We start from the raw sequence: 13,781 nt of genomic DNA, 5'->3' as shown, positions 1-13,781 counted from the left end.
TCATTAAATTTCAGGAGGTTAAATTCCGACGATCTGGGCAGTGATCTGTTCCGAATGCAGCATGTCTTCCAGTGACAGCGATTCTATCAGGATCAGATAGGACCAGAAAACCTCGGCAAAGACCTTGCGGATGCGGCACGACGCTTCGTCTTTACAATCCTCGCACCGCTGATAGGCGCGGCGCGACAGACAGGGCAGGGGGGCGATTGGCCCGTCGATCAGGCGCAGCATTTCCGAAATGGAAATATCGGCGGGTTTCTTGATCAGCACATAGCCGCCCGAACGTCCCCGGATCGAGCCGACGACACCCGCGTTCCGGATCTCTAGCAGGATCTGTTCCAGAAACCGTTTGGGCGTGTCGGAACGCTTGGCGATCGTCTCGATCGTCAATGGCTCTGGCCGATCCTTTGCCGCCTCGTCCCCAAGCACCAGCAGGGCTTTCAGGGCATACTTCATTTTCTGTGTGATCATTGTCAAAAATTAAGCGGGTTAATCTCCGGAAGCAATGTCGGGATTGCGGAATTTAGCATCAGAGTCAGCGATCGTGTGCGAAAAACTACATTCGCGATCACTTGCACAAGTTCGAATTTTAAAAATACGATAAAGTTGGTAGATTTTTATCGCCCAAGCCGCCATGCTACCCTCGAATCCCGAAGGAGGGGCTGATGACGGAACTGGACCTGATCGACCGCAAGATCGTTGCCGCGCTGATGGAGGACGCGACCCTTCCCATTGCGCAGATCGCGGATCGTGTCGGCCTCTCGCAAACGCCGTGCTGGAAACGCATTCAGAAGCTGGAAGCAGCGGGTGTGTTGAAAAGCCGCGTCGCGCTGGCCGATCCCGCGAAATTGGGCTTTGGGCTATCCGTCTTTGTCGAGATAGAGGCTGTTGATCACAGCGGCGAATGGCGCGAAGCCTTCGTTCGCACCATTGATAGCCTGCCCGAGGTCATGGAGGCGTTTCGCATGGCCGGTGAAATGGATTATCTGCTGCGTGTCGCCGTCGCCGACATGGCGGCCTTCGATGACTTCTATCGGCGGCTGACCGATGCCGTGCCGCTGAAAAACGTCACCTCGCATTTCGCGATGGAGCGGTTGCGTTACACAACCGCCTATCCGGTGAACACGCGCGACCGTTAAAGGACTTTGTCGACAACCGCTTTCAGGCGGGCCACCGTGCCATCGACATCCTTCAGCTTGTCCAATCCAAAAAGGCCCAGACGGAAGGTTGAAAAATCCGCACCTTCATCCACGGCCAGTGGGACGCCCGCTGCAATCTGCATCCCCTCGGCCAGAAATTTCTTGCCGCTTTTGATGTCGGGGTCGCTGGTATAGCTGACCACGACGCCCGGCGCCTCGAAACCCTTCGCGGCGACAGATCGGACGCCTAAATCAGCCAGCATCTGCCGGACCTTGTGGCCCAGATCCCATTGCGCATCGCGGGCAGCATCAAAGCCCATCTCACGCGTTTCGATCATGGCATCGCGTAGGCCAAGCAGCGCATCCGTGGGCATGGTGGCGTGATACGCATGGCCGCCGTTCTCGTAGGCTTCGGTGATTGCCCGCCACTTTTTCAGATCCAGCGCAAAGCTGTTGGATTCGGTATCGGCCAGCCGCGCGGCTGCGCGGTCCGACAACATCACCAATCCGGCAGCGGGCGATGCAGACCAGCCCTTTTGCGGGGCCGAGATCAACACATCGACGCCGGTTTTCGCCATATCGACCCAGATCGTTCCTGACGCGATACAGTCCAGCACCATCAGCGCCCCCACCTCATGCGCGGCAGCAGCAAGTGCGGTGATGTAGTGGTCTGGCAAGATGATCCCGGCGGATGTTTCGACATGCGGTGCAAAGACTGCATCGGGGCGGGTTTCGCGAATCTTTGCCACAACCTCATCAATCGGGGGTGGTGCATAGGCGGGCTGCGGCTCGTTCCCCGCAGGTCTTGCCATGGCCACCGTGGTTTCGCGGGCAAAACCGCCGGCTTCAAAAATCTGCGACCAGCGATAGCTGAACCAGCCGTTGCGCACGATCAGGGCGTGGGCATCGCGGCCAAACTGTCTGGCGACCGATTCCATCGCATAGGTGCCTCCTCCCGGAACAATTGCCACCTGCGAGGCGCCATAAACCTTGCGCAGCATGTCTGACAGATCGCGCATGACCTGCTGAAACCGCTGCGACATGTGATTGAGCGAGCGGTCAGTGAAGACGACCGAGAATTCTTCCAGACCCTCGGGGTCAACTTCGGGGCGCAGGTGGGGCATATCGGTTCCTTTCGTATCGCTCTTGTCGGCAGGGTAGCGGTGGAAACCGCGCTTCACCAGTGGAAGCGGCGCGCAAATTGGCAACTCCCCCTTGCGGGCCCCCCTGTCGGACGACTACCTTCTGACCACCATATAACTTCGCAGGTTTTTCATGCGTATCGGCATACTTCAATGCGGCAAGTCGCCCGCGCAATTGAAGGCAGATTTGGGCGACTATCCGGATATGTTCGTTCGGCTTCTAGCCGGACGTGGCTTTGACTTCACCGTCTGGGATGTCGAGGAAATGAATTTCCCCGACACTGTCCACGAGGCCGATGGTTGGCTGCTGACGGGTTCGCGTCACGGCGCCTATGAACCGCATGCGTTCATTCCGCCGCTCGAGGATTTCATCCGTCAGGCCTATGCGGATCAGGTGCCCATGGTCGGCATCTGTTTTGGCCATCAGATCATCGCGCAGGCTTTGGGCGGCAAGGTGGTCAAATATGACGGTGGTTGGTCTGTTGGCACGCAGGATTATGATTTCGAAGGTGAAAAGCTGCGGCTGAACGCCTGGCATCAGGATCAGGTCGTTGACCTGCCTGACGATGCCGAAGTCATCGGGCGTAACACCTTCTGCGAGAATGCGGCACTGGTCTATAACGACCGGGCGCTGACCATCCAGGCGCATCCCGAATTCGACGACAGCTTTGTTCAGGGGCTGATGGACACGCGGGCCAAGGGCGTCGTGCCGGATGAATTGCTGACCCGTGCCGCGGGGCGCATGGGCGAAGCCAAAGCCTCGGCCAGAATTGCTGACCGGATTGAGGCATTTTTCAAACAAGCGCGGGTTCGGGTGAATACTGCGAAGCAGGGTGCCGCATGAGCGATTGGACAGACCAGCTGCCACAGGCAGCCCGCGATTTTATCGCGGGCCGCAGGCTGGATGAAGTGGAATGCATCGTTGCCGATATCGCCGGCGTCGCACGGGGCAAGGCCATGCCCGCCTCCAAATTCGCGCGGCAGGACAAGTTCTACCTGCCGAACTCGATCTTCCTGCAGACGATCACCGGGGAATGGGCGGATAACCCATCGGGCGCGTTCACCGAACCCGACATGATCCTGACCCCGGATTTCACCACCGCGACTGCCGCTCCGTGGACGGCGGACTGGACGCTGCAGGTGATCCACGATGCGATTGACCAGCAGGGGAATCCCGTGCCCATCGCGCCGCGCAATGTGTTGAAGCGCGTGGTCAGGCTGTATGAAGAAAAGGGCTGGAAACCCATCGTTGCGCCAGAGATGGAGTTTTCCTTGTCGCGCGCAATCTTGATCCGAACCAGCCGATCATTCCGCCGATGGGGCGTTCAGGTCGGCGCGCGGCTGCCAAGCAGGCCTATTCGATGTCGGCGATCGACGAATACGGCAAGGTCATCGACGATATTTATGATTTCGCCGAAGCTCAGGGCTTTGAAATTGACGGCATCCTGCAAGAAGGCGGCGCCGGGCAGATCGAAATCAACCTGAACCACGGCGACCCGGTCGCGCTGGCGGATGAGATTTTCTATTTCAAGCGCCTGATCCGCGAGGCCGCGCTGCGCCATGATTGTTTCGCGACCTTCATGGCCAAACCGATCGAGGGTGAGCCGGGCAGCGCCATGCACATCCACCATTCGGTCGTCGATCTGAAAACCGGCAAGAATATCTTTTCCGATGACAAGGGCAGCGAAACAGAAGCGTTTCTGCATTTCATCGGTGGGATGCAGCGGCATCTGCCCGCCGCGGTCGCGCTGCTGGCGCCCTATGTGAACAGTTATCGCCGTTACGTGCCGGATTTCGCGGCGCCCATCAACCTTGAATGGGGGCGCGACAACCGGACAACCGGGATTCGCGTGCCAATTTCCGGGCCAGAGGCGCGGCGGGTTGAAAACCGTTTGGCGGGTATGGATTGCAATCCCTATCTGGGGATCGCGGCATCGCTGGCCTGTGGTTATCTGGGCCTGATCGAACAGGAAAACCCGCGCGCCGAATGTCTGGGCGACGCCTATATGTCGCAGGACGAATTACCCTATAACCTTGGCGATGCTCTGGATCTGTTCAACGAAAGCGAACCGATGCGCGAGGTTTTGGGGCAAGAGTTCGCTGCCGTTTACGAGGCCGTGAAGCGGAATGAATACAAAGAATTTCTGCAAGTCATCAGCCCGTGGGAACGCGAACATTTGCTGCTGAACGTCTGATATGGCCCCTATGCCAATCAAAAAAGCCCCGGTTACGACCGGGGCTTTCGCTATATGATTTGACCGCGCAGCGGCCGCAATCCTGCCAGCAGCTCAGTGTTTTCGTTATAGAGGGCTGAAATTCTCGCGGCCAATCGGCGGATGGGCGGGCGATGGCGATCATCGTCATGCATCACCAGATGCTGCTGTTCGGTCAACTCTTCGATGATCGGGCCCGCACGTGCTAAGGCCGGGTCACTATCCCCGAACATGCAGGGCATGATTCCAATTCCTGCACCAGCCCTGACAAGGGCGTGGACAGCCGCCATCGAGCTGGCAAGCACGCTGATCGTGACCCCTTGTTGATGCAGCCAGTGCCCGGCAGGGTGGCGGGCATGGGACGGGTCAATTGCCACCCACCCCAGGAGTTCCGGACGCGCAACGCTCCAACTGCGATAGGGGGCGAAACGTATTGTGCCCAAAGGACACGAAGCGAGGTTTCCGGCTTCTGCGGGACGATTGCGAATGCCCAGATCAATCTCACGATGGGCGATGTCCATGATCGCTTCGGTGGTTACAAAGTTCAGACGGAAGCCGTCATCGGGGCGATGCAAGCGGCTGAACCTGTCGGCCAGAAACATTGTTGTGGCGGTCCCTGCGGATAACCGGATCAGCGGCGTTTCGGTCTGCGCCGCCAACAATTCCCGCACCGGCACTGCGGCCGCCTGCATGACACGCACACGTTCCAGTAAAGCCTGTCCCACCTGCGTCAAGGTGTATCCCGTCAAAGCGCGATGAAACAGCGGTTGTCCCGCCTGCTGTTCCAGCGTCAGCATGCGTCGGCCAATCGTCGCAGCACTTGATCCGGTCCTTCGCGCCGCCCCGCTAAGCCCGCCGGTTTCGGCAACATGAAGGAATAATCTTAGATCATCCCATGCAATCTTTTCATCCATGAAAAGTATATTCCACTATATGGCGAGGTTTTCGTCATTTCAGGATGATATCAATTCATTTATGAAAAGAAAGCTGTGCAATGCTACCAATTATTCCTTTGCCAAAACGCCTGAACATGACCGAAGAAGAATTTTACGAATTGCCAATGCGGCGGTTCTTGTTCCTTGCGAAGCTGCTCCGTCCGCGCGGCAGCGCCTGTGTGAGGTCCGAAGAAACCAGCCAAGACGTGCATGACGTTCCGGGCAGGCATCCTTGTTCCATTCGGTGAAGCCTGCCGGGTGTCGCTGAAAGACCATGTGGCCGGATTACGCAGGATTTGAAACGCCGATCCGCTAACCTTCAGGTCAGCTTGTCGTCATTTTTGTGGGGTGAGCACGATATGCCCACCCCATTGTCGGATCAGCTTTTTGCTGAATCCAGCTGCTCTCCGTCATGCTCGACCTCGCGGGCTTTCTGGTAGCTTTCGATCAGCAATTGATATTCGGGGAAGATCTGGGTGTAGATCTCGGCCCATTGTTGCGCATCGTCGCGGTGCCAGGTTTTCTGCAACTCGGACGCGACGGCGGCGGTATCCATCGGCACAGCCCCGGCCTGCACGACACGGGCCAGCGTGATTTCCTCGGCCATCTTCGAATAGGTGCCAGACGCGTCAACGACGACGAAAACCTTGTAGCCATCGGCAATCGCGCTGATGGCGGGGAAAGCCATGCAAACGCTGGTGATGGTGCCCGCGATGATCAGGGTTTTACGCCCGGTCTCCTCGACCGCTTTCACAAATTCAGGGTTGTCCCATGCGTTGATCTCGCCCTTGCGGCCAACGTATTTTGCGTGGGGTGCGTTCTTGTGAATTTCCGGAATCAGCGGACCGTTCGGACCTTGCGGCACCGATGCCGTGGTGATGACCGGCAGCTTGGCAAGCGTTGCCATCGAGGCCAATGCCCCGGCAAGACGGCGCAGCGTCGTCATGGGCATGTCATTGACGGTCTGGAACAGGCCGCTTTGGTGGTCGATCAGCAGCATGACCGCATCGTTCGGATCAATTACCGGCTTGGCGCCGTTAAAGTTTGCAGGTGCAGACATTGTAGGTTCCTTTTTCCAAGCGGCAGCGAAATTGCCTTGGGAGTATGTTTCTTCCCGCCGCCATACAAAGGTATCCGTGATTATCGTATTATCAATTCGATACTCGTTCCAAAATTCAGAACACTACTTTCGTGGGTTTGCGATGCTGAACCCGGATATGCATCCCCTTAGGGCGGATGAAAGGTGCTTGCAGTTCCCTCTGGCTCGACCATCCAATATGCTGGTGGGGACAATATCGGCCGATGGATGCCCCCTGTGACCAACCTACTTTATGCCAATGACCAACGCGGCCAATATCCTTCCAGCCTTTATGCTCAGACGCGGCAAATGCTGGACCCGTTCCCCGCGGTGAAAGGCGAGGTGCGGGCGGATGTCGCCGTTATTGGCGGCGGCTATACCGGCTTGTCAGCGGCTCTGCATTTGGCACGGGCAGGCCGGAAAGTCGCCTTGGTCGAGGCGCACAGGGTCGGTTTTGGGGCCTCGGGCCGGAATGGCGGGCAGATGGGATCGGGGCAGCGGCAGGACGTGGACTGGCTTGAGCAGAAGCTGGGCCGCGACACTGCCCGACGCCTGTGGAATCTGGCCGAAGACGCCAAGACGCTGGTTCGCGAACTGGCTGCGGAAAGTGGTGTTCCGGTGACGGGCGGCGTTGCCCATGCCTGCCGCACCGCCGAAGAGGTCGATCACGCCCGCCATTTGGCCGATCACCTTGCGCAGCACTATGGCTATGACCGGGTGCAGCCGTTGGGTCTGACCGAGATGGCCGAACTGCTGGGAAGTGAAGCCTATATCGGCGGTGATATCGACCATGGGGCAGGGCATTTGCACCCGTTGAACCTTGCCATTGGAATGGCGCGGCTGACGGACCAGGGCGGAGCCGCGATTTTTGAAAACAGCCCGGTGCAGCGGATCGACCACGGGTCAAGCACCACCAAAAGCACGGTCTATTGCCTGGACGGCAATATCGTTTGCGATCAGGTCATTCTGGCCGCGAACGGATATCTTGGAAATCTGGACAAGCGTGTCGCCGCGCGGGTCATGCCGATCAACAATTACATCGTCGCGACCGAACCCTTGGGTGATCGCGCGCCCGAAATCCTGCCGTCGCGCAGTGCGGTGGCGGATACGAAGTTCGTGGTCAATTATTGGCGCATGGACGAAGAACGCCGTCTGATCTTTGGCGGCGGCGAGACGGTAACCTATCGCTTTCCAAATGATATCGCGGCGTTGGTGCGGCCACATCTTCTGTCGGTATATCCGCAGTTGAAAGAGGTGAAGCTGACCCATGCCTGGGGTGGCACCTTGGCCATTACGATGAACCGGATGCCCTATTTCGCCCGACCGGCGCCGAATTGCCTGTCAGCCAGCGGATATTCTGGTCACGGATTGGCCTTGGCGACGCTTGCAGGAAAGCTGATGGCTAAAGCCATTGAAGGGCAGGGCGATGGCTTTGACGCGATGGCCGCTGTGCCGACACGACCATTTCCTGGCGGCGACATGCTGCGCGGGCCACTGCTGGTGGCAGGCATGGCGTGGTATGGTTTGCGTGACCGGGTGGGCTTCTAAGCGGTCCTGCCGATCGGCTCCAGCCCCAAGTCTTCGCGAACACGTTGCCGGACAATGGCAGAATCGCGATCCGTTACCCCAAGCAGGCCGGACACAAGACGCACCAAAGTTTCTTCGTCCGACGACCGCTTCTGATCCGCATACGCGACCTCCCACAGGGCAGAGATCACGCCGATGCGATCCTCCAGCGCGATGCGATCCTTGATGTGGCGCGTAAAGCGGACGGTGTCCGGGGCTTCGGCCTCGATCATTTCGGCGGCGGCGCGGCGTTCGGCTGCTTCCTGTAGGTCTAGGCCACAGCGGCGGGCCAAAACATGGTCGATCCGTTCCTGTTCGGCGCGGGAATAGCGGTCATCGGCGCGGGCCAGCCGCACCATCAGCGCCGCAATCGCAACTTCCGCGTCCTGCGTGGCAAGACGGGCGGGATTGGGCTCTTCGGTGAACAATCTGGACAAGAGATTGCGGAACATCGCGCTGCTTTCACTAGAGACGGTTTTTGGTTCGTCTTGTATTCGTATCAGGTTTGTTCTCAACCTTCCACTGTTGTGATGTCCCCGACCGTCACAGGATCGCGAAGTGCTTTGGCCGACCGATATTCCGGGCTGTCATAGAATGCGGCAGCATTCGCGGTGCGATAGGCTTCAGAAGCAGCGGGATCATCGACGTCCACATGCGCGACCCGGTAACCTTTTGGCATTTTTTTTTCCTCTTGCAGTCTGCCCACAGTAAAAAGCCCGCCCGACAAAACCAGAGATTTTGCAGGCGGGCCGCGTCGACGCTTGAAAAATAGAAGGCGCAATGCGCAAATCAATTTTTCACGTGATCCTGGCGTCTTCGGGGCTGATGGCGCAGCAATCATCGTCTAATTCGCAGATGTAACGCACAAATCGTGAAACCGTTCCATCGCGTGACCGGCAGTCTTTTCCGGGGTCAGTATTTCTGCGGGACATACAGTTCGCGCGGCAAATATTCCCGTTCGTAATCCGGGTTGAAGACGCGATCCGGCAATTCAACCTCTTCTTGCGGCACATCCTCATAGGGGATCAGGCTGAGAAGATGGCTCATACAGTTCAGGCGGGCACGTTTTTTGTCGTTGCCGGGCACGATATACCACGGGGCTTCGGGAATGTTGGTGCGTTCGAACATTTCCTCTTTGGCTTTGGTGTAATCTTCCCACCGGACGCGGGATTCCAGATCCATCGGCGACAATTTCCACTGTTTCAGCGGATCGTGAATGCGCATCAGGAAGCGCATCTGTTGTTCTTCGTCGGTGATGGAAAACCAGTATTTCACCAGACGGATACCAGAACGCACCAGCATCCGTTCAAATTCGGGAACGTCCTGAAAGAACTGTTCGACTTGTTCATCATCGGCAAAACCCATGACTCGTTCAACGCCCGCACGGTTATACCAGCTGCGGTCGAACAGGACGATTTCACCGCCTGCGGGCAGGTGCGGCACGTAACGCTGAAAATACCATTGCGTCTTTTCGCGATCAGACGGCGCGGGCAGGGCAACGACGCGCGCGACGCGGGGGTTCAGGCGCTGTGTGATCCGCTTGATCGCGCCCCCCTTGCCAGCCGAGTCGCGCCCTTCAAACAGAACAACGACCTTTTCCTTGTGATAGCTGACCCAGTCCTGAAGGTTGATCAATTCGGCCTGAAGGCGCAGCAATTCCTCGAAATACAGCTTGCGGGGCATTTGTTCGGGATGACTGTCGCGATAGATCCGCTTGATCTCAGAGGACAGAACCGCGTCTTCCAGTTCAATCTCGATATCTTCGTCCAGCGTGTTCTGAAGCTCTGCTTCCAGCCAATCCTTGGGTTCTTCTTTCATCATCCGCTCCGCAATTTACCACCCGTCTATGCAGCAACTGTAACCGCATTATGTCATGGTTGGGTCAATTTGCGCTGCGGTCAGAACCGGGCAGCGCAACTTCGCGTGACCGCCAGGATCATGCCGCCCCGGTTCCGGTCGACGGTGCCGCACCATTCGCCCGACGTCGTGAAAAGACTGCGGGTGCCCCGCGCGGGACGATAGGCGATGCGGTTGCCGTTCACGTCGAACAGGTTCATCACCCCGCCCGCATTGGTCGCGTAATAGCCCAGAACGCTGCCATCCGAGGTGAAGATCAACCGCTGTTCATTGGCCGGATTGGACGGGCGGTTTTCCCACGCACTTGCGGAATTTGCCGTGTTCGAGGCCGAGTTCCACGCAGAATTAGGAGAGTTGGAGGACCGCGCCGGACTGTTGGCCGGGTTGCCAGGGCTAAGATCAAACGGCAGTTGCGACCGATCCAGAATGATCAAGGGCGCATCGGCCCGCGCAACACCTGCAAAGACCGAAAGGGTCAGGGTGATCAAAAGGAAAAAGCGCGGCATAGGGCTGTCCCGAAAAATTGGATTTGCCCCACCATGTCACGCCACGACCGCGCACGGCAAGTATGCTAGGCGCGGCTTCACAGGTCAGATCAGACCTCTACCGAAATCTTGCCCATCGGATTCGAGCAGCAGGCAAGAATATAGCCGTCCTCGATATCCTCGTCGCTGATGCCGCCGTTATGGATCATATGCACCTCGCCCGACAGTTTGCGGATCTTGCAGGTGCCGCACAGACCAAATGTGCAGCCCGAGGGGATATTCAGACCGGCGCGCTTGGCAACCGCCAGAACCGTATCGGTTTCATGGCAAGGCGCGGAGACGCCCGAAGTTGCAAAGGTGATTTCGGCCTTGGCATCTTCGTCCAGAACCACATCGTCCAGCTCGGGGGCGTCGGCTTCGGTCTTGACCGGGGCGCCGAAGCTTTCCTGATGGTAATGGTCCATGTCATAGCCAAGCGCGATCAGCATATCACGCACCGACTGCATGAAGGGTTCCGGCCCGCAGCAGAAAACCTCTCGTTCCAGATAATCGGGGGCCATCAGGCCCAGCATGATCTGATGCAGGCGGCCCTGATAGCCGGTCCAGACATCATGCGGTTCGGTCTGTTCAACCGTAAAGCGCAGTTGCAGACCGGGGACGCGCCCCGCGAACTGGACCAGACGGTTATAAAAGATGATGTCGCGCGGCTGGCGGGCGGCATGGACAAATACGATGTCGGGCATTTCGCCCGAATCCCATTGCCATGTCGTCATCGACATCATCGGCGTAATGCCCGACCCGGCCGAGATGAACAGATATTTTTTGGCTGGGTGACGGTGGGACGAAAAGATGCCCGATGGCCCATAAGCCTTAAGCTTCATGCCCGGCCGCAGATGGTCCAGCATCCAGCGCGACCCGATGGAATCGAACTGCGCCTTGACCGTGACCGAAATCGACAGCGGCCGCGACGGCGAGGATGAGATGGTATAGGTGCGCTGCACATTGCCGCCCGGCGTCGGCAGATCCAACGTGATGAACTGACCCGGCTGATAGTCGAACCACGCGCCCGACGGCGCGCGAAAGGTAAAGGTGGCGCAGTCCGAGGTTTCCGGCACCACCATTGCGACTTCGAGCTGTTCGGAATCGGCCCACGGCTCGGCGGACCAGTTCAACTGCCGTTTCTTCATGTTCACTCCGCGGCGATGGGCTTGGGCGACAGACGCTGGGCCATGGTGCCGCAATACCAGTCGATGAACTGGATCACACCCTCTTCCTGAATGGTTGAATAGGGGCCCGGCTCATAGGCTGGCGACAGGATGCCCTTCTGGTTTTCCTCGACCACCTGACGATCTTCATCATTGGTGTGCAGCCAGACATGGGTCAGGTCTTCGATGTCGTAATCGACGCCCTCGACCGCGTCTTTGTGGACCAGCCAGTTGGTCGTGACCTGCGTTTCGGTCGGGCTGATCGGCAGCACGCGAAAAACGATGGCGTGATCGCCAAGGAAGTGGTTCCACGTATTCGGATAGTGGAAGAACAACAGGCTTCCCGCATCGTTGAAGGGCATGGTGCCCATGGGCCTCTTGACCGCAGCCTTGCCGCTGAGGGTATAGCTTTCCGCGTTGTTCAGCAGCGGAATCCGCGCCAGACGCCATTGCATATCCGGGTGGTTCACGAAGCGAGAGGGCAGGCCAGCAGCCTCGCACCGTTTCCAGTGGTCCAGAATATCGGGACTGGCGCTGTCGGGGCCATCCATCGCGGTCATCGACGGGTTGTCGGAATAGGTCCGGCACAGCGACGGGTGGCTGCCGCCGCAGTGATAACATTCGCGATTGTTTTCGATCACCAGCTTCCAGTTGCCGTTTTCGACGATGGTCGAGCTGAAGGCGATCTTGGCATCGGTCAATCCCGATGGCGCCAGATAGCGCATCAGCGTGGGGGCAAGGTCGCTGATCGGCGGCGGCACCTGAGCCAGACAGACAAAGACCATCCCGGCCAGATCGATGCAATGCACCGGCTTCAGCCCGTATTTCGAAGCATCGAAATCGTCGCCCATGTCACGGGCATAGACCAGTTTGCCGTCAAGGTCATAGGTCCATTGGTGATAGGGGCAGACCAGTTTGGGTGTGCTGCCATTGGCTTTTGAACACAGCCGCTGGCCACGGTGGCGGCAGACATTGTGGAACGCCCGAATGCGGCCATCCGCGCCACGCACGATGACGACGGGATAGGCGCCGACCTGCATGGTGGCGAAATTGCCGGTCTTGGGCACTTCGCAGGATGGGATCGCGAACAGCCATTCGCGATAGAAGATATTTTCCAGATCATCCTGAAAGGTTTGCTCGCTGCAATAAAGATCGCGGGTCAGGGCATAGCCGGGCACGCGGGCGGCGATCATGTCGGCGGTAGAGGTCTGCGTCATGGCGAATCCATAGGCTGGTGCAGCTGTTTGTTCGGCCCAAATTAAACCTGCTGCGTGTGCAATGCAGCAGATTTGCGACATGACATAAGTCGTTTCAGACATACGCGACCGACAGCGTCGAAACCTGTGTGAAAACGGCGACAGGGAGGGGCGGCGCATGGTTGCGCCACGGTTCCGGGGGCCGGGCAGGCCTGAAACCGCCGGCCTGACCCATGCACAATCTATAGTGGTCAACCCTGGATGCGTGCCACGAATCGAGAGACAAAATTTTTGTGCTTATCGAGTCACATTTTTTGCGAGCGCCGATGTCGGCTGAACCCGAAAAGTCAGCATTTGCAGGCGATTTTCTGACCGCTTTTGCTGTGACGAAATAACGAATCGGTGAATTAAAGTTCTGTCAATATATTGACGGATTGGCTCCTGTCGTGTCTATATCGTGTGGCTACGGTGCTTTCGGTGCGCCGAGGGTGAAAAGGGAAGTCGGTGAAATTCCGCCGCTGCCCCCGCAACTGTAAACGGCTCGTTCGGCTGACGGTGCCACTGGGGAAAACCCGGGAAGGCCAGCCAGACAAATGCCGTGAGCCAGGAGACCTGCCGTGGCATAAAGAACCAACCGGGCGGCGGGCCTGGTGAGGGGAAGTCGGGGATGTTTCGCATGACCCGGATGATCCTTTGCCCGTCTGTCGCACCCAAAAAAACGACTGGAGCAGAGGACAGCCATGACCATCACCGTTTATTCGAAACCCGCTTGCGTACAGTGCACCGCCACCACCCGTGCTTTGGATGCGCGTGGCATTTCCTATAGCGTGATCGACCTGACCGAAGATGATGCGGCCATGCAGCACATCACCTCGCTGGGCTATCGTCAGGCGCCGGTGGTGATCGCTGGTGAGGATCACTGGGCCGGGTTCCGCCCGGACATGATCGGTCGCCTGTCCTAAGAC

General features: G+C 58.2%; 14 protein-coding genes, 1 pseudogene and 1 riboswitch. Of the genes and pseudogenes, 5 read left to right on the top strand and 10 right to left on the bottom strand.

Annotated elements, in window-relative coordinates; translation table 11 throughout:
• Nucleotides 1-18: 18 nt before the first annotated feature.
• A complete protein-coding gene (locus H4P12_RS10495) occupies nt 19-471 on the bottom strand; it encodes an Rrf2 family transcriptional regulator (protein WP_187793634.1) in 453 nt (150 codons plus the stop codon).
• Between the two features lie 194 nt (nt 472-665).
• Between H4P12_RS10495 and H4P12_RS10490 the strand changes: the two genes are divergently transcribed.
• Entirely contained in the window at nt 666-1,139 is a 474-nt protein-coding gene (locus H4P12_RS10490) for an Lrp/AsnC family transcriptional regulator (RefSeq protein WP_187793633.1), read from the top strand.
• Here H4P12_RS10490 and H4P12_RS10485 read toward each other — a convergent pair.
• Nucleotides 1,136-2,263 carry an aminotransferase class V-fold PLP-dependent enzyme gene (locus H4P12_RS10485; protein WP_187793632.1) on the bottom strand — a complete coding sequence of 376 codons (1,128 nt, stop codon included), beginning with the start codon at nt 2,261-2,263 and terminating at the stop codon, nt 1,136-1,138. The two genes, H4P12_RS10490 and H4P12_RS10485, sit on opposite strands and share 4 nt — an antisense overlap.
• A gap of 151 nt (nt 2,264-2,414) precedes the next feature.
• Between H4P12_RS10485 and H4P12_RS10480 the strand changes: the two genes are divergently transcribed.
• Both H4P12_RS10480 and H4P12_RS10475 read left to right on the top strand, forming a co-directional pair.
• On the top strand, nt 2,415-3,125 hold the full coding sequence (locus tag H4P12_RS10480; RefSeq protein WP_187793631.1) for a type 1 glutamine amidotransferase: 711 nt from the start codon (nt 2,415-2,417) through the stop codon (nt 3,123-3,125).
• Nucleotides 3,122-4,476 (top strand): annotated as a pseudogene (locus H4P12_RS10475) (glutamine synthetase family protein). The gene H4P12_RS10480 and the pseudogene H4P12_RS10475 overlap by 4 nt, the downstream one beginning before the upstream one ends.
• 50 nt (nt 4,477-4,526) lie before the next feature.
• Here the strand turns inward: H4P12_RS10475 and H4P12_RS10470 are convergent.
• Together H4P12_RS10470 and H4P12_RS10465 are read right to left on the bottom strand one after the other, a co-directional pair.
• The gene (locus H4P12_RS10470) at nt 4,527-5,408 is read right to left on the bottom strand and encodes a LysR family transcriptional regulator (RefSeq protein WP_187793630.1); all 882 of its coding nucleotides are present in this window, start codon (nt 5,406-5,408) and stop codon (nt 4,527-4,529) included.
• Between the two features lie 400 nt (nt 5,409-5,808).
• On the bottom strand, nt 5,809-6,489 hold the full coding sequence (locus H4P12_RS10465) for a hydrolase (RefSeq protein ID WP_187793629.1): 681 nt from the start codon (nt 6,487-6,489) through the stop codon (nt 5,809-5,811).
• Between the two features lie 255 nt (nt 6,490-6,744).
• On the opposite strand from H4P12_RS10465, the gene H4P12_RS10460 reads away from it, so the two are divergent.
• Nucleotides 6,745-8,055 (top strand): NAD(P)/FAD-dependent oxidoreductase, encoded by a 1,311-nt coding sequence (locus tag H4P12_RS10460; protein ID WP_343069805.1) that lies wholly within the window; start codon nt 6,745-6,747, stop codon nt 8,053-8,055.
• On the opposite strand, the gene H4P12_RS10455 is transcribed toward H4P12_RS10460, so the two are convergent.
• The 6 genes from H4P12_RS10455 to H4P12_RS10430 all read right to left on the bottom strand — a co-directional run bounded on the left by H4P12_RS10455 (nt 8,052) and on the right by H4P12_RS10430 (nt 12,837).
• Entirely contained in the window at nt 8,052-8,525 is a 474-nt protein-coding gene (locus tag H4P12_RS10455) for a tellurite resistance TerB family protein (protein ID WP_187793628.1), read from the bottom strand. The two genes, H4P12_RS10460 and H4P12_RS10455, sit on opposite strands and share 4 nt — an antisense overlap.
• A 59-nt stretch (nt 8,526-8,584) precedes the next feature.
• Nucleotides 8,585-8,914, bottom strand: a complete 330-nt coding sequence (locus tag H4P12_RS19275) for a DUF1330 domain-containing protein (RefSeq protein WP_425498215.1) — start codon at nt 8,912-8,914, stop codon at nt 8,585-8,587.
• Nucleotides 8,915-8,985: 71 nt separating this feature from the next.
• Entirely contained in the window at nt 8,986-9,894 is a 909-nt protein-coding gene (ppk2, locus tag H4P12_RS10445) for a polyphosphate kinase 2 (protein ID WP_187793627.1), read from the bottom strand.
• Nucleotides 9,895-9,971: 77 nt separating this feature from the next.
• Nucleotides 9,972-10,436 carry a hypothetical protein gene (locus H4P12_RS10440; protein ID WP_187793626.1) on the bottom strand — a complete coding sequence of 155 codons (465 nt, stop codon included), beginning with the start codon at nt 10,434-10,436 and terminating at the stop codon, nt 9,972-9,974.
• An 89-nt stretch (nt 10,437-10,525) separates the two neighbouring features.
• Nucleotides 10,526-11,602, bottom strand: coding sequence for an FAD-binding oxidoreductase (locus H4P12_RS10435; protein WP_187793625.1), 1,077 nt, complete (start codon nt 11,600-11,602; stop codon nt 10,526-10,528).
• Nucleotides 11,603-11,604: 2 nt separating this feature from the next.
• On the bottom strand, nt 11,605-12,837 hold the full coding sequence (locus H4P12_RS10430; protein ID WP_187793624.1) for an aromatic ring-hydroxylating oxygenase subunit alpha: 1,233 nt from the start codon (nt 12,835-12,837) through the stop codon (nt 11,605-11,607).
• A 428-nt stretch (nt 12,838-13,265) separates the two neighbouring features.
• A riboswitch (cobalamin riboswitch) is annotated at nt 13,266-13,450 on the top strand.
• Nucleotides 13,451-13,556: 106 nt separating this feature from the next.
• Here H4P12_RS10430 and nrdH point away from each other — a divergent pair.
• Complete coding sequence (gene nrdH, locus H4P12_RS10425) at nt 13,557-13,778, top strand: glutaredoxin-like protein NrdH (RefSeq protein WP_187793623.1); 222 nt, start codon at nt 13,557-13,559, stop codon at nt 13,776-13,778.
• Nucleotides 13,779-13,781: the final 3 nt, after the last annotated feature.

It is taken from the genome of Paracoccus amoyensis (assembly GCF_014490725.1).
In the GTDB taxonomy this organism is placed as follows: domain Bacteria; phylum Pseudomonadota; class Alphaproteobacteria; order Rhodobacterales; family Rhodobacteraceae; genus Paracoccus; species Paracoccus amoyensis.
This window is presented reverse-complemented; position numbering and strand designations above follow the sequence as displayed.

Coding starts and splice junctions, on each gene's coding strand:
- H4P12_RS10495 (WP_187793634.1), bottom strand. CDS start 471: ATGATCACACAGAAAATGAAGTATGCCCTGAAAGCCCTGCTGGTGCTT.
- H4P12_RS10490 (WP_187793633.1), top strand. CDS start 666: ATGACGGAACTGGACCTGATCGACCGCAAGATCGTTGCCGCGCTGATG.
- H4P12_RS10485 (WP_187793632.1), bottom strand. CDS start 2,263: ATGCCCCACCTGCGCCCCGAAGTTGACCCCGAGGGTCTGGAAGAATTC.
- H4P12_RS10480 (WP_187793631.1), top strand. CDS start 2,415: ATGCGTATCGGCATACTTCAATGCGGCAAGTCGCCCGCGCAATTGAAG.
- H4P12_RS10470 (WP_187793630.1), bottom strand. CDS start 5,408: ATGGATGAAAAGATTGCATGGGATGATCTAAGATTATTCCTTCATGTT.
- H4P12_RS10465 (WP_187793629.1), bottom strand. CDS start 6,489: ATGTCTGCACCTGCAAACTTTAACGGCGCCAAGCCGGTAATTGATCCG.
- H4P12_RS10455 (WP_187793628.1), bottom strand. CDS start 8,525: ATGTTCCGCAATCTCTTGTCCAGATTGTTCACCGAAGAGCCCAATCCC.
- H4P12_RS19275 (WP_425498215.1), bottom strand. CDS start 8,914: ATGATTGCTGCGCCATCAGCCCCGAAGACGCCAGGATCACGTGAAAAA.
- ppk2 (WP_187793627.1), bottom strand. CDS start 9,894: ATGATGAAAGAAGAACCCAAGGATTGGCTGGAAGCAGAGCTTCAGAAC.
- H4P12_RS10440 (WP_187793626.1), bottom strand. CDS start 10,436: ATGCCGCGCTTTTTCCTTTTGATCACCCTGACCCTTTCGGTCTTTGCA.
- H4P12_RS10435 (WP_187793625.1), bottom strand. CDS start 11,602: ATGAAGAAACGGCAGTTGAACTGGTCCGCCGAGCCGTGGGCCGATTCC.
- H4P12_RS10430 (WP_187793624.1), bottom strand. CDS start 12,837: ATGACGCAGACCTCTACCGCCGACATGATCGCCGCCCGCGTGCCCGGC.
- nrdH (WP_187793623.1), top strand. CDS start 13,557: ATGACCATCACCGTTTATTCGAAACCCGCTTGCGTACAGTGCACCGCC.